Origin of the sequence: Piscibacillus salipiscarius (assembly GCF_042685285.1) — a bacterium.
GTDB lineage: Bacteria > Bacillota > Bacilli > Bacillales > Alkalibacillaceae > Piscibacillus > Piscibacillus salipiscarius.
Genome location: NZ_JBHUMZ010000046.1, coordinates 20,241 through 37,112 on the forward strand (window position 1 = coordinate 20,241; position 16,872 = coordinate 37,112).

A 16,872-nucleotide genomic window follows, 5' to 3' on the forward strand; every position below is an offset into this window, starting at 1 on the left:
ATTAACATCTATTACGAAAGGAGTGTCACCCATGGGTTTAATATTATATTTAATTGTCGGTGGCTTAATCGGCTGGATTGCAGGATTAATGCTAGGCGGTGTACCTGGAGGAATTATTGGTAATATTGTAGCTGGAATTATTGGTGCATGGATCGGCGAATCTTTATTCGGTGCACTTGGCCCTGTAATCATGGGAATCCCTATCATTTCAGCTATATTAGGTGCCTTAATTTTTGTCGCGATCCTAAGTATTGTACTTAAAATGATTAAACGATAACTTCTTATACTAGGCTTTTGCGACTCATTTCGCAAAAGCTTTTCTCATCCTAGACGCTATTATAATGCATATCAATTGAAATTTACTAATAAATATCAAACAATAAAACCATATATTTCAAAAAAAGAAAGGTGTCGCAAGTATGACATTACAACTAAGTGTATTAGATCAATCACCTCTTCTTCAAGGTCATAATGAACAAGATGCTTTAGCTCAGACGATTGCATTAGCCAAACATGTAGATCAATTAGGATATAAACGTTTTTGGATGAGTGAGCACCATAGCACTAAAAGTTTAGCAGGATCTGCTCCAGAAATCCTTGTATCAGCTGTGGCAGCTCAAACTAAATATATTCGAGTCGGGACAGGTGGCGTTTTATTACCACATTACACACCCTATAAAGTCGCTGAAACGTTTCGAGTGTTAGAAGGGCTTTACCCTGGTCGAATTGATTTAGGCATAGGGCGAGCTCCAGGTGGAATGCCAGGGGTGAACTATGCTTTAAACAGAGGACAATATCCCGATGTACAGACTTACCCGACTCAAGTTTCTCATTTGATTGACTATATAATTGGAGGCTCCCCTGAAGGCTATGAAGTAAAAGCAACTCCTCTAGGTGAAACCGTTCCGCCAATTCATATGCTGGGATCAAGTGGCGGCAGTGCATCCGTTGCTGGACAGCTAGGTACTGGCTATACGTTTGCGCAATTTATCAATGGTGATGGCCACCCTGCAGCGATTGATCGGTATTATAATAGTTTTATTCCATCTGAATTAATGAAAAAACCTCACGCTAGCGTGGCTGTATTTGTGGTGGTTGGAGAAACAGAGGAAGAAGCTGAGTTCTTCGCTTCTAGCCTGGATTATGCCTTATTAACTCTTGCACAAGGTAAAGTTCGTAAATACTTCCCTTCACCAGAAGAAGCAAGTCAAAACAAGTACAATATGTATGAACAAGAAGCTATTCGTGATAATCGTAAGCGAATGGTTGTCGGTGATGTTAAAAGTGTTAAACAACAACTTGAGTCATTAGCTGAAACATTCAAAGTAAATGAAATTATGATTAATTGTATCGTTAGCCCTTTTGAACGTCGATTAGAATCATACACAAAGTTAGCAAAGGCGTTTAAATTATAAGCTTTGTTAAAGGATTCAAAATCAATTACAAAACTTTAACAGAGCTCATTAATAAGGAGTGTTTAACATGTTAGCTTTTGATCATTTAGTTATTTTTTCAAACGATCCAAAGCGACATCAAGAGATTTTCTCCTCATCCCATAAACAAGTAGGCGTCCCTGGCGGAAAGCATGATCACTGGGGTACGTTTAACCACTTAGCTTTTTATCAAAACAATGCTTATGTCGAATGGCTAGGTATTGATGATGAAAGCAAGGCTAAGCGTTCAGATAACCCACTTATCCAACATGCTTATCATGCGTACGCGCATGAACAAGAAGGGCCGATTCAATTTGCGTTAAGAGTTGATGATATTAGTCAATACCAAGAGCATTTCGATGAATTAGGAATTGAGTACAAGGGGCCCTTCCCAGGAAAACGGACGCGTCCAGACGGAACAAACCTTGAATGGAAAATGCTTTTTCCAAAATATGATTTCAATTTAGAACCTCTACCCTTCTTAATTGAATGGAGTGGTGAAGGAAACAAACCGTTAGATGAGAAGGACATGAACCCTAGTGAATTTAATCAAGTCATCATTTATTCACCAAACCCTAACGATTTTGTAGAACGACTAATATCCATCTATCAGCTAAATGATCAAAAGCTACAAGAAGAGTTTAAATGGCCGCTAGATAATGGAAATTTGGTCGTCAAACAAGGGAATGGTTTGGAAGCTCGGTTTAAGTTTAATTTAATAAAATTCAAATCATCTTACTAAGGCCTCAATATGGAGGTCTTTTTATTTTTAATCAATTTATTTCTGATGTCGAAATATTCTTTTGCCGAAGTATCCAATATGGTATAATACGATTAATTGAAAGAATATTTTGAGTTTAGAGGAGGCCTACATATGAGTCAAACAACATACCCAGTTGTCTGGGATTTAGACGTCTTTTTTAAAGGTGGCAGTGAATCACCACAGTTACGCCAGCACTTAGATGAAACTAAATCACGCGTTCGTACATTTGCGAATGAGTTAAAATCATTTGATACGCCTACTTCTGCTTCAGATGCTAGTGTAGTAGCAGAAAAGCTTGAAGAGGTAGCAGATTTATTACAACATGTCAGCCAAGCAGGAGCGTTCGTTAGCTGTTTAGAGGCGCAAGATATGAGTGACCAAAAAGCAAGTGCACTTCGTAGTGAAATCACAGAGATCAACGCTCTATTCGGTTCATCTTTTAATGTACTTAAACAAAAATTAGCCAAAACTGAAGATCAAGTTTGGGACACGATGCTTGAACATGAGAACCTAAGTCAACTTCAATTTGTTTTAAATGAGTGGCGAAATCAAGCTAAAGAGCAGCTATCTGAAGATGAAGAAGCTTTAATCTCAGCTCTAGCAGTTGATGGTTATCACGCTTGGGGTCAAATGTATAATACCATCGTTGGGCGTATGACCGTGAAGGTAAATGGTGAGGAACTTTCTGTTGGACAAGCGAATAATTTATTGTCACATGAAGACCCGTCCATTCGTAAAGAAGCTTATGAGAAATTAGAAGCAGCTTGGAAAGAAAATGATAGCCTTTTTGCTAAAACGTTAAATCATTTAGCTGGTTTCCGTTTAAGTACTTATCAGAAGCGCGGCTGGAACAATGTATTAAAAGAGCCACTTGAGATTAATCGTATGAAACAAGAAACGTTAGATGCTATGTGGGGTGCAATCTCTAAGAATAAAGAGCCATTCGTTGACTTCCTATATCGCAAAGCTAAGATTTTAGGAAAAGATAAGCTAGAATGGTATGACCTTTCAGCATCTACACAAACAGATAAAAAGAAGCTTTCCTATGACGAAGGTGCTGAGTTTATTCTAAAGCACTTTGAGCAGTTTAGTCCGAAGATGGCAAGCTTTTCTAAACGCGCGTTTGAAGAAGCTTGGATTGAAGCTGAAGATCGCCCCGGAAAACGTCCTGGCGGCTTCTGTACTGGTTTTCCTTTAAGCCAGCAGTCACGTATTTTCATGACTTATAGTGGTTCGATGTCAAATGTCGCAACATTAGCTCACGAGTTAGGACATGCATTTCACTCATTCGCACTCAAAGACATTCATCCGTTGAACCGCCGTTATGCGATGAACGTTGCTGAGACAGCTTCAACTTTTGCAGAAATGATCGTAGCGGACGCATCTGTTAAAGAAGCAAATTCTGATGAACAGAAGATTGCTCTTTTAGAAGACAAGCTTCAAAGAAGTGTTGCCTTCTTTATGAATATCCATTCTCGTTTCTTATTCGAAACACGCTTTTATGAAGAACGCAAAAATGGTTTTGTTCCGGCAAGTCGATTAAATGAATTAACAGATCAAGCTCAGCGTGAGGCTTATCATGATGCGGTTAACTCAACAAGTCCTAGCTACTGGTCTAACAAACTACATTTCCATATTACGGGTGTACCGTTCTACAACTTCCCGTATACATTCGGGTACCTGTTCTCGTTAAGCATTTATGCTAAAGCACTCGAAGAAGGCACAAATTACGAAGATCAGTACATGGCACTATTACGTGACACTGCCGTGATGAGCGTTGAAGATCTTGCAATGAAACATTTAGGAGAAGATATTACGAAGGAGTCATTCTGGGAAAAAGGAATTGAGCTTTGTAAGAACGATGTGAAGGAATACTTAAGCTTAACTGAATAAATATAGGATTAAGGCCGGTTAATGCCGGCCTTTTCTTGTGGTTATATGATGCTTGAGTTGACATATTCGGCCTGTTTTTTGAGTTTATCGGCCTGTTTTCTAAAAGTTACGGCCCTTTTTTAATTTTTAACGGCCCCTTTTTTGGAAGTTACGGCCTGTTTTTGAATTTTATCGGCCCCTTTTAAAAAATATTCGGCCTGTTTCCTAGCGGGGAGGATTATTATTTAATCGGTCGGTTTTTCAGTTTTATCGTTCAGTTTTCGAAAATTATCAATCAGTTTTTCAGATATATCAGTCGTTTTTTCAAAAATATCGGTTAGTTTTTAAAATTTATCAGTCACTTTGTTAATTCCTTGCTGACTTAATTCAGTCTTTACATTCTTTTCATAATAAACAAATGGCTCTTTATAATGACCATGCGATTCTGACGTTACGTACGAATAGCCTGCTTTCTCAAACAAACGTAATGCTGCTTGATTTGAACCATTCGTATCAGTTCTTAAAGACGGGACACCTCGTTGTAACGCCAACTGATCCGCATATTGATAAAAAGCTAACCCAATCCCGCGCAGTCGAGCCTCTGGATCTACAGCCAGTCGCTTCATACATAGATAAGGTTTTTGTGAGATGTTCCAAGCGATTTCGTCATATTCATGATGCCCTTCACCACTGATGCATGCCGCACCTAGTACGATTCCACCATTTTCGTACACATATAATTGTCCATTATGTAAATCATCCTCGTAATGCTTCCTTGTTGGATACGTCTCATCCCACTGGTCATTGCCTTCTTGAGTCATTAGTTGTTTAGCCCGATTGACTAATGTCTGTATTCGATCTAAATCCTCGCTCCGTCCTTTACGTATCATGTTGCCACCTCTTTCTTTAATCAAATTTTACTTGAATACAATAAGTCATTCAATCGATTGACATTCAAACCACCATTTGAATATAATATATTCAAACGAACATTTGAATGAAAGAGGTCTGTTTTAATGAAACTTCCAAATTGTACGTCTGATGTAACTGAAGAAGAACTGCAGCATGTTTATACATCACTTAATCAAGTGCCGATTAAGTCAGTTAGTCAGCTTTTCAAAGTATTAAGTGACGAAACACGAGTAAAAATAGCACACGCTCTAACTATTCAAGAAGAATTATGCGTTTGTGATGTGGCTGCTATCACCGACACTTCTGTTGCGAGTGCTTCCCATCATTTACGCACACTAAAAAAATATGGTTTAGCTAAGATAAGAAAAGGTGGTAAAAACGTTTATTATTCGCTCGATGACCATCACGTTCGTGACTTGATAAAAGTTGCAATCGAGCACCAGGAGGAACTGGAGGAATAGATTATGGGAGAACAAGAACAAAGCTTTTACGTTCAAGGCATGTCTTGCGCTAATTGTGCTAAGACGTTTGAAAACAATGTTAAAGAGATTTCAACTGTCAAAAATGCCAACGTTAACTTTGGTGCATCTAAAGTTACAGTTGAAGGTTCAGCGTCTATTGATGAACTTGAACGAGCCGGATCTTTTGAAAACTTAACCGTGACCCAAGAATATGAAGAAACACCTCAAAAATCTTTTTGGGATTATGTTAAAGAAAATGGCAATGTTGTTGGCTCACTCGTCTTATTAGCATTAGGTATTGCGCTTTTCTTTCAACTTGGTGAAGAGCATCCTATCACCATCGGGGCATTTATTGCTTCCATTGTCTTAGGTGGACATCGCCTCTTTATAGCTGGTTTTCAAAATTTAATTAAACTAAGGTTTGATATGAAGACGTTGATGACGATTGCAGTCATTGGGGCAGCATTAATCGGGGAATGGATTGAAGGTGCTGCTGTTGTGATCTTGTTTGCGATTAGCGAGGCTCTTGAGTCCTACTCCATGGATCAGGCGAGGAATTCAATCAAATCATTAATGGGCATCGCACCCAAAACCGCTAACGTTATAAGAGACGGTCAGATACAAGAAATTAGTGTTGATGACATACGAGTTGATGATATCGTGATCGTTAAGCCAGGCGAGAAAATTCCTGTCGATGGTGTGGTATCAAAAGGGGAATCATCCATTAACCAAGCATCGATTACAGGAGAGTCCGTACCCGTTTATAAAGGACTGGATGATGAAGTCTTTGCAGGAACCCTTAATGAGGAAGGTTATTTAGAAGTTAGAACGACAAAATTAGTTAAGGACACGACTTTAGCTAAAATCATTCATTTAGTAGAAGAAGCTCAAAATGAAAAAGCACCTGCCCAACAATTCGTGGATCGTTTTGCTGCATACTATACACCAGTCATTATGTTAATTGCTTTAGGTGTAGCCATTATTCCGCCCCTGTTTTTGGGGGCAGGCTTTGAAACTTGGTTATACCAAGGGCTAGCTGTATTAGTCGTTGGTTGTCCTTGTGCCTTAGTCGTTTCAACGCCAGTAGCCATTGTAACAGCAATCGGAAGCGCTGCTCGTAATGGTGTTTTAATAAAAGGTGGTGCATACTTAGAATCCCTAGGACATATTGATGCTATTGCTTTTGATAAAACAGGCACGATTACAAAAGGTGAACCTGTCGTACAACATTACCAAAATCTATCTAATAAAAGTGATGAAGAATTATTTTCAATTGCAAGCAGCCTAGAACAGAAATCGCAGCATCCATTAGCAAAAGCTGTCGTCCATTATGCTGAGCGATTTAACCTCAAGCATTATGACGTTGAAGAGTTTCATTCACAAACAGGTAAAGGTATTATAGGATCGATTAACGAAACCACTTATCAGATTGGCAGTCCTAGTATGTTTGGAGAATTAAGCTCATCCATTCAAAGTGAAGTCGCAAATCTTCAAGAAGATGGGAACACGGTGATTTTAGTCGAGGAAAACAACTCAGTTATTGGGATTATTGCAATTGCAGATGCAGTACGTGACATGTCCAAACAGATGATTAAAGATATTCATACATTAGGCATGAAACACTCGATTTTATTAACAGGTGATAACGACAGGACAGCACAATCGATCACTGAGCAAGTTGGTATTAAAGAATACCTTTCAAATCTTTTACCTAAAGATAAACAAACCCAGATTAAACAGCTTAGCCAAAAGTACGGTAAAGTCGCTATGGTTGGTGATGGAGTCAATGATGCTCCAGCCTTAGCAACAGCAGATGTCGGAATCGCAATGGGAAGCGCCGGTACAGACACTGCACTCGAAACGGCTGACATTGCCTTAATGGGAGACGATTTAAATAAGCTTCCTTTTACTGTACGTCTAAGCAGGCGAACCTTAAACATTATCAAACAGAACATTGGGTTTGCTTTAGGTTTGAAAGTATTAGCTCTCTTACTCGTCATTCCGGGGTGGCTAACACTTTGGATTGCCATTTTAGCAGATATGGGAGCCACCTTACTTGTGACACTGAATGCTTTGAGGTTGATTAGGAATCAAAAGGAACCAAAGTAAAAGTAAGCAATATCTAGGTTTAAATCATAAGGGGTGTACAACTTGAAAAGAATCGTGATTTTAATGACCTTAAGCCTATCTATTATAATTTCTGGTTGTTCAAAAGAGCCATTAATCACTGAAGAATACTCGGTTATGCAGGTGTACATGGATGAAAAACTCATATACGAAACCAAAGATCAAGAGGAAATTGATGACGCCATTCATCAAATCAATACAGAATCACGAGAAACTACCTACGAGATGTCACTCCTTGAACCGGATGGGAAGATTATCTTTAAAAATAATCAAGAAAGTTTAACCGTCCACTTATATGAAAGTGGTTCAATAACGATTAATGAATATCTTGTTAATACTTCATTCGAGTTCCTTAATAAATAGATTAATTAACGCTATTTTTAAAAAAAGATGAAACTAGCCATACATAGCTAGTTTCATCTTTTTTAATACTCTTTTTCTTCCCCGGCTTTTTTAGAAGTATCTGTTTCAAGGTCATTTTCTTCAACCTTTTCATACTCATCTAACTTTCCAACCTCTTGAACACTCCTATTCGTTTTTCGGGAACCAAATTTGTGGGAAGCTGTACCGTACACACCCATTCCACCTAATTTTATATTAATATCTTCTTGGTACTGCTCTTCTTTATCATCCATAATAGAACCACCTTAGGAATTATTAATCAATCATATTATTCGAGTGTATCTTAACAAATATACGTTGATTCTAAAGAAGGGCAAATTTTAAACTTTGATTGAATTGATGATGTTAGTCACTTCATTTACAAATGTTTTCATGTCATCTTCACTGCCGATTGAAATTCTTAAGTAGTCTTCTAGATTTTCAAAAAAACGAATGTATATCTCTTGTTGTTTCAAGGTTTCATATAACTCTTTTGCAGTTATTTTAGTTGGCTTAACAAACAAGAAATTTGTTTGAGATGGAATCACCTCAAACTCTAAATGTTCAAGCTCTTGCTTGGTCCATTCTCGAGTTTCAATGATTTGATTTAATGTTTGATCATAATATATATCATCTTTCATTGCTGCTTCAGCACCAGCCAAAGTTATGCGATTGATCGTGTAAGAGTTAAATGAGTTTTTAATTCGTTCAAGCCCTTCAATAAGTTCTGAACTTCCAATGGCATAACCTAAACGAATGCCAGCTAATGCATGTGACTTTGATAACGTGCGCGTAATAAGAACATTGGGATATTTTTTAGTCAATGGAACAGCCGTATCAGCACCAAAATCCACATAAGCTTCATCGATGATTATGACTTGATTTGGATTACGCTTAATAATAGACTCAACCTCATTCAAGTTTAAAGCGATCCCAGTTGGTGCATTGGGATTTGGAAATATGACTCCACCAATGGACTCACACATACCCTCTACATCTATTGAAAAATCATCTTTTAAAGGAACTGTTTGATAGGGAATATCATAAAGCTTTGCATAAACTGGATAGAAACTATACGTGATCTCTGGAAACTTAATGGCTTCATTCGGCTCAAAAAACGCTTGAAACGCAAAAGCCAACACTTCATCTGAGCCATTACCGACAAATACATTTTCAGGTTCTATGTCTTCCCTTTTTGCAATGACTTTCCTAAGCGAATCCACAGTCGGACTCGGATATTTTCTTAAGTCATCGTTAACTGCGAATTGCATCGCTTCCAAAGCTTTGGGTGATGGTGGATAGGGATTTTCATTAGTATTCAGCTTTATTACATTGGTTTCATTTGGCTGCTCACCAGGTACATATGGCTTCGTTTTTCGAACCGTACTGCTCCAGAACTTACTCATGTTTAGTCCCCTTTCATTCTCTTCGTTAACTCTTCTTTCACACGTTCTACAGGTAAATCTTTTTCAGCTAACAATACAAGAATGTGGTAAGTTAAATCCGCGATTTCCATAGCCAGATTTTCATTGTCATTATTTTTCGCACCAATAATGACTTCACTCGATTCCTCGCCGACTTTCTTTAAAATCTTATCGATCCCTTCATCGAATAAATAGTTCGTATAAGACCCTTCCTTAGGATTATCACGTCGATCTTTAACCGCTTTGTATACATGATGCACGACTTCACGACTGAACGCCGGCTCCTCTCCTAAATCGATGTCACGGTAAAAACAGCTTCGCTCTCCCGTATGACATGCAGCTCCTATTTGCTCAACTTGAAGCAAAATCGTATCTTGGTCGCAGTCATAGCTCATGTTTTTGACGGTTTGAGTGTTTCCAGATGTAGCACCCTTTTTCCAAAGTTCTTGCCTGCTTCGGCTATAAAACCATGATGACTTCGTTTCTTTCGTTTTTTGCAAAGCCTCTTCATTCATATAAGCAAGCATTAACACTTCGCCAGTTTTATAATCTTGAACAATCGCCGGGATTAATCCTTCTTCATTAAATTTAAATTCCATTAAATCACCCTAACCTTATTGGTAAACCTTCATTAGATAAATATTGCTTTAGTTCTTTTATTTCAATTTCACCAAAATGAAAAACGGAAGCTGCTAGAGCCGCATCGGCGCCTTTCTTTAGAACGTCACAAAAGTGCTCTTTCTTCCCTGCTCCACCCGAGGCAATAACAGGGACGTTAACAATTTGTGCCAACTGACGCGTAACTTCTACGTTATAGCCTGTTTTGACACCGTCTGCATTCATGACATTAAGCACAATTTCTCCAGCACCACGCTCGACGCCTTCTTTAGCCCAATCAAAAAGCCTTAAGCCTGTATCTTTACGTCCTCCTTGGACAAACACTCTCCATTTACCATCAATCAACTTCGTATCAATCGATAGCACTACGCATTGGTTGCCAAACCACCCTGCCGCTTCATTAATTAAGTTAGGATTTTTCACAGCTGCACTGTTAATAGAAACTTTATCAGCACCAGCATTTAGAACGGTACGAAAATCCTCAGTGGTCGCAATTCCGCCTCCCACTGTAAATGGAATGTGAACCTCTTCTGCAACTTGCTTAACTACGTCTAGAAATATAGACCGCTTTTCATAAGAAGCTGTAATGTCATAAAACACAAGCTCATCTACACCAAGTTCGCTATATCTTTTACCCAACTCAACTGGATCATCAACATCTCGAATATTTTGGAATTGCGTTCCTTTAACGACGCGGCCGTCACGTACATCTAAACAAGGAATAATTCGTTTAGCTAACATTAAACTTCCTCCATTACAGCTTTCAAATCGATTCTTCCTTCATATAACGCTTTTCCAATAATAGCCCCGTAAATGCCCATTCCACTTAAAGCTTGGATATCATCCATACTTGTGACGCCACCTGAGGCAATCACATCTATGGACGTGGCGTCATTCATATAATTTAATTCTTGTAAATTAGGACCTTGTAGCATTCCGTCCTTTGAGATATCTGTATAAACAATGGTTTGAACACCTGCACCCTCTAATTCTTTTACGAAATCAAGTGCTCTTAAAGTGGATGTCTCTGTCCAGCCATCAGTTGCCACATAGCCGTCTCTAGCATCCACTGACACTACTACTTGTTCACCGAAGTGTTCCACAGAACGTTTAACGAAATCAGGCTCTTTCACAGCAGCTGTACCTAGAATCACACGTTTCACTCCAATTTCGAGTAGTTCTACGATTCTAGCATCAGTTCGAATACCACCACCAACTTGGATCGGCACCTCAACTTCTTGAACAATTTGTTTGATGACCTCTAAGTTATTGGAAGGATTACCTTTAGCTGCATCTAAATCTACGATGTGTAAGTATGTGGCTCCTTCGTTCACCCAGCGCCTCGCCATTTCTACCGGATTTCCGTACTGAGTTTCTTGGTCATAGTCACCTTGTAATAGCCGAACACTTTGCTGATTTCTAATATCAATTGCTGGAAATATATTCACGAGTCACCATCTCCCCGAAGTTTTTTAAGAGCTGCATCCCGACTTTAGAACTCTTCTCTGGGTGGAATTGCATGCCAATGATTTGTTCTCTCATCACTGCTGATGTAAACATTTGACCATAATCAGTGGAGAACAGAATATCCTTTGCTTCTTTTGGCTTTGCGAAAAAAGAATGAACAAAATAGACATAATCCCTATCCTGAATACTCCTAGTCATAGGATGTTTCCTGTAATGATTAGCTATTTCAAGCTCGTTCCAACCCATATGAGGAACTTTTAAATCTGGTTTAAATTCAACAATCTCACCAGGTATTAACCCTAATCCAGTGTGCTCACCGTGCTCATAGCTTCGATCAAATAACAACTGCATTCCTAAACATATCCCAAGCAGTGGTTTACCCAAAGCCACTTCCTCTACTATTTTGTGATCAAACCCTTTTTCTCGTAACTCATTCATAGCGTGACCAAACGCGCCAACACCTGGCAAAATCATTCCTTTAGCTTCAACTAAATCATCTGGATTGTCAGTTATATAAGAATCTAGCTCTAAAAGGTCAAGGGCGTGCTTCACATTTTTTAAGTTACCTGCGCCGTAATCAATAATGGCAATCATGATAACGTCCCTTTCGTTGATGGTACCTCTCCGTCAGGATTTACGATCATCAATGCATCATTTAACACCCTGCCAAACCCTTTAAAAATTGACTCTATGATGTGGTGACTATTTTGGCCGTGAATTAATTTAATGTGTAACGTAATTCCTGCTTGATTAACGAAGGCACGGAAAAATTCTTCAACGAGTTCTGTATCAAAGTTACCGACTTTCTCTGGTAAACCATTCACATCAAAAACTAAATAAGGACGATTGGAGACATCAACTGATACTAAACTTAATGATTCATCCATTGGTGTGAAATCAGATGCATAGCGTTTAATGCCTTTCTTATCTCCAATTGCTTCTTTTAATGCTTGACCTAAAACGATGCCGACATCTTCAACCGTATGATGCTGATCAACATTTAAATCGCCACTCGCTTTCACATTAAGCCCAAACTGTCCGTGCGCCGCAAATAGCGTCAACATATGATTAAAGAAGCCAACCCCAGTGTCAATGGCAGCTTGAATTGAATCATCAATGGTTAAACTTAAATCGATTTTTGTTTCCGTAGTATCACGTTTAATCGTTGCTTGTCGCATCGTTTCACCTCTCCTTATTCAAACCGTTTACGTATGGAAGCTCCATGGCCATCTAGCCCCTCTTCGTCAGCAAATCGTTCAATCTTATTTGCCGCTTCACGTAGAGCATCTTGATCATAATGAATAACACTCGATTTTTTCATAAAATCATATACGCCAAGTGGTGATGAAAACTTCGCTGTACCATTGGTTGGAAGCGTATGGTTAGGGCCAGCCCAATAATCTCCTAATGGTTCTGGTGAATATTCTCCTAAAAATATAGCTCCAGCATTTCTCACACTACTTAATTTTTCAAATGGATTCCTAACGAGTAATTCTAAGTGCTCTGGAGCAAGTTCATTAACTAGGTCAAATCCAACTTGGAGATCAGAGACGACATATATAGCACCTTGATTAAATAGTGAATGCTGCAATATATGTTTTCGCGTTCTTTCTTCCATTTGTCTATTAACCTCATCTTTAACGTTAGTTGCAACCTGGTGTGAATCTGTGACTAAGATTGCAGAAGCCATTTCATCGTGCTCAGCTTGTGCAATTAAGTCGGCTGCAATCAAGGTAGGATTTGCCGTTTTATCAGCAACGACACACACCTCACTCGGTCCAGCAATCATATCAATCCCAACATCTCCAAAGACATATTTTTTAGCGCGGGCGACAAAAGCGTTACCTGGCCCAGTAATTTTATAAACAGGTTTTAGATGTTTGATTCCATATGCTAGTGTTGCAATCCCATGAGCACCACCGACTTTTAGAATTTGAGTCGCTCCAGCAAGCTTAGACGCAGCAATGGTTAACGGGTTAACTTTTCCGTCTGCTCCAACCGGCGTTGTGACGATGATCTCATTGGCTCCAGCTACTTTTGCAGGTACTACATTCATTAAAACGGTAGAAGGGTATACAGCCTTTCCACCCGGCACATAGATACCTACACGTTCTATAGGGGTCACCTGTTGACCTAACCAAACACCTGAGGCTTCATGGTGGTACCACGATTTTTCTTTCTGAAGGGCATGGTACTTCTCAATATTGGCTTTTGCCTCTTCTAATAGTTTAATAAAATTAGGATCAACCGTTTCTAATGCTGCTTGAATCTCTTCGTCACTCACGATGATTGAGTCAACTTCTGCCCCATCAAGCTCTTTTATATAATTTAATACTGCAGGTTCGCCATTTAGTTTAATGTCATCTACGATAGATTGAACCTTTTCATCAATGTCTGTTAAATCTTGGCTTTCTCTTTGCTTTCGTGCTCTTGCGATTTGGTTAAGGTCATTATAAGTAATCTGTTGGATTTGCATATTGCTCACCCTTTCGTAACGGTTAAGGTCTCTTTAATTTTCTGGACAAGTGGTAAAAGTTCTTGACTCTTTGTTTTATAACTTGCCTTATTAACAACTAACCTAGCACTGATCGGGTACATATGCTCTAACACATCAAGACCGTTCTCTTTTAACGTACGCCCAGTTTCAACGATATCGACAATGACATCAGAAAGACCAACAAGTGGCGCTAGTTCAACAGAACCGTTTAATTTAATTGTTTCGATTTGTCTTCCTTTTTCCTGAAAAAACATCGTTGTCACTCTTGGATACTTTGTTGCAACAGATAGTTTTACAGCCTGATTTAAGTCAAAGCCCTTCTTACCTGCAACGGCGAATTGACAAGTTCCGAAACCTAAATCAACGAGTTCAAACACATTTGCATTTGCTTCAAGTAACGTATCCTTTCCCGCTATGCCGAGATCGGCTGCTCCATTTTCAACATAAGTCGCCACATCTAATGCTTTAACTAATATAATTTCATATTGCTCGCAATCACTTGGTAAAATAAGCTTTCGGCTATCTTCTTCATAGGCAGAAAAACGGATGCCAGCTTCTTTAAAAATGTTTATACTTTCATCCGCTAGCCTTCCTTTTGTGAGAGCAATTTTAACCTTCGCCATAGCGCCGTTCACCTACCTTACTTATTAAATCTTCTTGTGTATGGAATGTTTGCTCTTCAGTACCATATTTGATAACTTTTTGATCTAAATCAACCATGACCGAACTGTCTTGATTGCTAAACAAATCGACAATCCACCCTTGTTCTCTTAGAATGCGTGCTAAATTGAATGATTTCGTTTTATCCTCGCTATTAATTGAGAGCTTTAAGTTCTCGTTTTCAAGCTGAACACCTTGCTGTGTTAATACATCTATTAATTGATCAATATAGACGCCAAATCCGATTGCATCAACTTTTAAACCAAATTCTTCCGTTAAATGATCATACCGCCCGCCTTGAATAACTGAACGTCCAAAGTTTTCAACGAATCCTTGGAACATTATACCCGTGTAATAGTTCAATTGATTAACGAGTCCTAAATCAACCGAAATAAAGTTAGATAATCCAAGTTTGTCTAGCTGATCGACTACCCATTCTAAATCTTTTATAGAATCTAACATGCCATGATTAAATGAAAGTTCTTTAGCTCTATTAAAAACCTCCCGAGGTTCCCCAAAAAGGTTAGTTAAATTTAGAAGAACTTGCTTAACTCGATCATCAACACCGTTTTTAGTCAGTACCGCTTCAAGTTCAAATTCATTTTTTTGTTCTAGTTTTTGCTGAATTTCCCTTTGAACTTGGTTTGGTAATTCAACCTCTTTCATCAGTGACTGGAAAAAGCTTGCCTGACCTAAATCAATTTGAAGATATTTTAGTCCTGTAGCCTTTAACGATTCGATTGCAAGTGAAATCATCTCAACATCGATATACAAATCCTTATTGCCAAAGCACTCTACCCCTAACTGTGTGAAAGACCTTGAAAATACATCTGAGTCACCATTTTGCATCCTAAAGATATTTGTGACATATGATAGTTTTTCAAATTTAACCGGATCTTTTGAATTCGCCACCATTCGCGCAATCGGAATCGTTGCATCTGGACGCAAGACAAGAATCTTTCCGTCATGATCAATTAACTTAATCATTTGATCTGTATCCATTGTTCCTGGCATATTCATAAACAGGTCGTAGTATTCAAAAGTAGGCGTTTGAATTGGCTTAAACCCGTGTAATTTAGTTACTCGATTGATTTGATCGGTAACATATTCTTTTTTTTCGTAATCATTGGAGTATAAATCGGCGACACCTTGTGGTAATTGTTTTCCGAAATTCATCACTAACTCCCTTTATCACTCTATTTGTTTATCACTTTATCAGATTAAAGTTATTGTTTATTATTTTAATGTCTGTACATCAGTCTGTCAACCTATTAGAATAAGATTTAAGATTAAAAGAGAGGAAGATCGATATGCACGATTTTCATATGCATTCTACTTTTTCAGCAGATTGTGATGCCCCTATGGAAAAGATGGCTGATGCAGCTGTTAGAAAAGGCTTAACGTCTATCTGTTTTACAGACCATATTGATTATGATTATCCAGACCCATCCATTGTGTTTGACGTCAATTTAGATGAATATGCTAAGGCTCATAAGGCAGTTCATGATCAATTTTCTGGAAAACTAGATATTCGAAAAGGTATTGAACTTGGGATTCAGCCTCATTTAGTTAAACCATATAATGAATTAACAAAGGAACAAAATTTTGATTTTATTATTCTCTCCATGCATTCAACTGACGGTAAGGACTTGCATTCTGGGAATCTGTTTAAGGATTGCACATTACACGAGGCGTACGACAAGTATTACACGGAGCTTTTGGATTGTGTGAAGCAATTTGAGGCATTCAGTATATTAGGTCATCTCGACTTAGTGACTCGTTATAAATTTGAAGATGGCGTTCACCACTTCCACGACGTGATAGAGGAAATTTTTAGAACGATCATTCCACGTGGACAAGGGATTGAGATTAACACGTCAGGTTACAAGTATAATATGAACCGCCTTTTACCCAGTCGAGATATACTAGAATTATACAAACAAATGGGCGGTGAAATCATCACAGTTGGCTCTGATGCGCACAGACCTGAACGTGTTGGAGACCGAATTGATGAAGCATACGACTTGCTCAAGGATATAGGTTTTAATTATGTCACAACGTTTAAAGAACGAAAGCCAGAATTTCATAAACTATAAAAAGTAGCGAATATATGATCTATAGTGGGGAATAAATTGATGAAACTGGCGAATAATTGGAGTTAGTATAAAAAGTGGACACGTGAGATTGAGTAGTTTTTTTAATACAATAGACTATTAAGGAGCGTGTTTACCTTGCCAAAACGATCTGAAAATTATCC

Annotated in this window: 19 protein-coding genes; 8 read left to right on the plus strand and 11 right to left on the minus strand. The window is 38.4% G+C overall.

Annotated features, from left to right (window positions below; genetic code table 11):
- Window positions 1-31 precede the first annotated feature (31 nt).
- The 4 genes from ACFSW4_RS12945 (at window position 32) to ACFSW4_RS12960 (ending at window position 4,089) form a co-directional block, all read left to right on the plus strand.
- On the plus strand, window positions 32-277 hold the full coding sequence (locus ACFSW4_RS12945) for a GlsB/YeaQ/YmgE family stress response membrane protein (protein ID WP_054754816.1): 246 nt from the start codon (window positions 32-34) through the stop codon (window positions 275-277).
- A gap of 142 nt (window positions 278-419) precedes the next feature.
- Window positions 420-1,415 carry an LLM class flavin-dependent oxidoreductase gene (locus ACFSW4_RS12950; protein ID WP_377329770.1) on the plus strand — a complete coding sequence of 332 codons (996 nt, stop codon included), beginning with the start codon at window positions 420-422 and terminating at the stop codon, window positions 1,413-1,415.
- Between the two features lie 67 nt (window positions 1,416-1,482).
- The gene (locus ACFSW4_RS12955) at window positions 1,483-2,175 is read left to right on the plus strand and encodes a VOC family protein (protein WP_054754817.1); all 693 of its coding nucleotides are present in this window, start codon (window positions 1,483-1,485) and stop codon (window positions 2,173-2,175) included.
- A gap of 132 nt (window positions 2,176-2,307) precedes the next feature.
- Entirely contained in the window at window positions 2,308-4,089 is a 1,782-nt protein-coding gene (locus ACFSW4_RS12960) for a M3 family oligoendopeptidase (RefSeq protein WP_377329773.1), read from the plus strand.
- 323 nt (window positions 4,090-4,412) lie between these two features.
- Here ACFSW4_RS12960 and ACFSW4_RS12965 read toward each other — a convergent pair whose 3' ends face one another.
- Window positions 4,413-4,958, minus strand: a complete 546-nt coding sequence (locus ACFSW4_RS12965; RefSeq protein ID WP_054754818.1) for a GNAT family N-acetyltransferase — start codon at window positions 4,956-4,958, stop codon at window positions 4,413-4,415.
- A gap of 126 nt (window positions 4,959-5,084) precedes the next feature.
- On the opposite strand from ACFSW4_RS12965, the gene ACFSW4_RS12970 reads away from it, so the two are divergent.
- The 3 genes from ACFSW4_RS12970 to ACFSW4_RS12980 are packed head-to-tail and all read left to right on the plus strand — an operon-like array spanning window position 5,085 to window position 7,931.
- Window positions 5,085-5,441: an ArsR/SmtB family transcription factor gene (locus tag ACFSW4_RS12970; protein ID WP_377329775.1), complete on the plus strand. Its 357-nt coding sequence runs from the start codon at window positions 5,085-5,087 to the stop codon at window positions 5,439-5,441.
- A 3-nt stretch (window positions 5,442-5,444) separates the two neighbouring features.
- Window positions 5,445-7,550, plus strand: coding sequence for a heavy metal translocating P-type ATPase (locus ACFSW4_RS12975; protein ID WP_377329777.1), 2,106 nt, complete (start codon window positions 5,445-5,447; stop codon window positions 7,548-7,550).
- A 42-nt stretch (window positions 7,551-7,592) separates the two neighbouring features.
- Complete coding sequence (locus tag ACFSW4_RS12980) at window positions 7,593-7,931, plus strand: hypothetical protein (RefSeq protein WP_377329779.1); 339 nt, start codon at window positions 7,593-7,595, stop codon at window positions 7,929-7,931.
- A 62-nt stretch (window positions 7,932-7,993) separates the two neighbouring features.
- On the opposite strand, the gene ACFSW4_RS12985 is transcribed toward ACFSW4_RS12980, so the two are convergent.
- From ACFSW4_RS12985 to hisZ, 10 genes are all read right to left on the minus strand, one after another.
- Window positions 7,994-8,203, minus strand: coding sequence for a hypothetical protein (locus ACFSW4_RS12985; protein WP_054754820.1), 210 nt, complete (start codon window positions 8,201-8,203; stop codon window positions 7,994-7,996).
- Window positions 8,204-8,290: 87 nt separating this feature from the next.
- Window positions 8,291-9,355: a histidinol-phosphate transaminase gene (hisC, locus tag ACFSW4_RS12990; protein ID WP_377329781.1), complete on the minus strand. Its 1,065-nt coding sequence runs from the start codon at window positions 9,353-9,355 to the stop codon at window positions 8,291-8,293.
- A gap of 2 nt (window positions 9,356-9,357) precedes the next feature.
- Window positions 9,358-9,972: a bifunctional phosphoribosyl-AMP cyclohydrolase/phosphoribosyl-ATP diphosphatase HisIE gene (gene hisIE / locus ACFSW4_RS12995; RefSeq protein ID WP_377329783.1), complete on the minus strand. Its 615-nt coding sequence runs from the start codon at window positions 9,970-9,972 to the stop codon at window positions 9,358-9,360.
- A gap of 4 nt (window positions 9,973-9,976) precedes the next feature.
- Window positions 9,977-10,732 carry an imidazole glycerol phosphate synthase subunit HisF gene (gene hisF / locus ACFSW4_RS13000; RefSeq protein ID WP_377329785.1) on the minus strand — a complete coding sequence of 252 codons (756 nt, stop codon included), beginning with the start codon at window positions 10,730-10,732 and terminating at the stop codon, window positions 9,977-9,979.
- Window positions 10,732-11,439, minus strand: coding sequence for a 1-(5-phosphoribosyl)-5-[(5-phosphoribosylamino)methylideneamino]imidazole-4-carboxamide isomerase (gene hisA / locus ACFSW4_RS13005; protein WP_054754821.1), 708 nt, complete (start codon window positions 11,437-11,439; stop codon window positions 10,732-10,734). Before hisA ends, hisF begins: the two co-directional genes overlap by 1 nt.
- On the minus strand, window positions 11,417-12,052 hold the full coding sequence (hisH, locus tag ACFSW4_RS13010; RefSeq protein WP_377329787.1) for an imidazole glycerol phosphate synthase subunit HisH: 636 nt from the start codon (window positions 12,050-12,052) through the stop codon (window positions 11,417-11,419). The genes hisA and hisH overlap by 23 nt, the downstream gene beginning before the upstream one ends.
- Window positions 12,049-12,636 carry an imidazoleglycerol-phosphate dehydratase HisB gene (gene hisB / locus ACFSW4_RS13015; RefSeq protein WP_054754822.1) on the minus strand — a complete coding sequence of 196 codons (588 nt, stop codon included), beginning with the start codon at window positions 12,634-12,636 and terminating at the stop codon, window positions 12,049-12,051. The genes hisH and hisB overlap by 4 nt, the downstream gene beginning before the upstream one ends.
- Before the next feature lie 14 nt (window positions 12,637-12,650).
- Complete coding sequence (hisD, locus tag ACFSW4_RS13020) at window positions 12,651-13,934, minus strand: histidinol dehydrogenase (protein ID WP_054754823.1); 1,284 nt, start codon at window positions 13,932-13,934, stop codon at window positions 12,651-12,653.
- A 5-nt stretch (window positions 13,935-13,939) separates the two neighbouring features.
- A complete protein-coding gene (gene hisG, locus ACFSW4_RS13025; RefSeq protein WP_377329790.1) occupies window positions 13,940-14,578 on the minus strand; it encodes an ATP phosphoribosyltransferase in 639 nt (212 codons plus the stop codon).
- Window positions 14,565-15,791 carry an ATP phosphoribosyltransferase regulatory subunit gene (gene hisZ / locus ACFSW4_RS13030; RefSeq protein WP_377329792.1) on the minus strand — a complete coding sequence of 409 codons (1,227 nt, stop codon included), beginning with the start codon at window positions 15,789-15,791 and terminating at the stop codon, window positions 14,565-14,567. The genes hisG and hisZ overlap by 14 nt, the downstream gene beginning before the upstream one ends.
- 134 nt (window positions 15,792-15,925) lie before the next feature.
- Here hisZ and ACFSW4_RS13035 point away from each other — a divergent pair, with 134 nt between their 5' ends.
- Window positions 15,926-16,711 carry a histidinol-phosphatase HisJ family protein gene (locus ACFSW4_RS13035; RefSeq protein ID WP_377329794.1) on the plus strand — a complete coding sequence of 262 codons (786 nt, stop codon included), beginning with the start codon at window positions 15,926-15,928 and terminating at the stop codon, window positions 16,709-16,711.
- The last annotated feature ends 161 nt before the right edge of the window (window positions 16,712-16,872 follow it).

Excerpts from the sequence above, each read along its gene's own strand:
- hisB (WP_054754822.1), bottom strand. The coding sequence starts at position 12,636 with ATGCGACAAGCAACGATTAAACGTGATACTACGGAAACAAAAATCGAT.
- ACFSW4_RS12965 (WP_054754818.1), bottom strand. The coding sequence starts at position 4,958 with ATGATACGTAAAGGACGGAGCGAGGATTTAGATCGAATACAGACATTA.
- ACFSW4_RS13035 (WP_377329794.1), top strand. The coding sequence starts at position 15,926 with ATGCACGATTTTCATATGCATTCTACTTTTTCAGCAGATTGTGATGCC.
- ACFSW4_RS12950 (WP_377329770.1), top strand. The coding sequence starts at position 420 with ATGACATTACAACTAAGTGTATTAGATCAATCACCTCTTCTTCAAGGT.
- hisIE (WP_377329783.1), bottom strand. The coding sequence starts at position 9,972 with ATGGAATTTAAATTTAATGAAGAAGGATTAATCCCGGCGATTGTTCAA.
- ACFSW4_RS12975 (WP_377329777.1), top strand. The coding sequence starts at position 5,445 with ATGGGAGAACAAGAACAAAGCTTTTACGTTCAAGGCATGTCTTGCGCT.
- ACFSW4_RS12970 (WP_377329775.1), top strand. The coding sequence starts at position 5,085 with ATGAAACTTCCAAATTGTACGTCTGATGTAACTGAAGAAGAACTGCAG.
- ACFSW4_RS12955 (WP_054754817.1), top strand. The coding sequence starts at position 1,483 with ATGTTAGCTTTTGATCATTTAGTTATTTTTTCAAACGATCCAAAGCGA.
- hisZ (WP_377329792.1), bottom strand. The coding sequence starts at position 15,791 with ATGAATTTCGGAAAACAATTACCACAAGGTGTCGCCGATTTATACTCC.
- ACFSW4_RS12945 (WP_054754816.1), top strand. The coding sequence starts at position 32 with ATGGGTTTAATATTATATTTAATTGTCGGTGGCTTAATCGGCTGGATT.
- hisF (WP_377329785.1), bottom strand. The coding sequence starts at position 10,732 with ATGTTAGCTAAACGAATTATTCCTTGTTTAGATGTACGTGACGGCCGC.
- hisH (WP_377329787.1), bottom strand. The coding sequence starts at position 12,052 with ATGATTGCCATTATTGATTACGGCGCAGGTAACTTAAAAAATGTGAAG.
- hisC (WP_377329781.1), bottom strand. The coding sequence starts at position 9,355 with ATGAGTAAGTTCTGGAGCAGTACGGTTCGAAAAACGAAGCCATATGTA.
- hisD (WP_054754823.1), bottom strand. The coding sequence starts at position 13,934 with ATGCAAATCCAACAGATTACTTATAATGACCTTAACCAAATCGCAAGA.
- ACFSW4_RS12985 (WP_054754820.1), bottom strand. The coding sequence starts at position 8,203 with ATGGATGATAAAGAAGAGCAGTACCAAGAAGATATTAATATAAAATTA.
- ACFSW4_RS12960 (WP_377329773.1), top strand. The coding sequence starts at position 2,308 with ATGAGTCAAACAACATACCCAGTTGTCTGGGATTTAGACGTCTTTTTT.
- hisG (WP_377329790.1), bottom strand. The coding sequence starts at position 14,578 with ATGGCGAAGGTTAAAATTGCTCTCACAAAAGGAAGGCTAGCGGATGAA.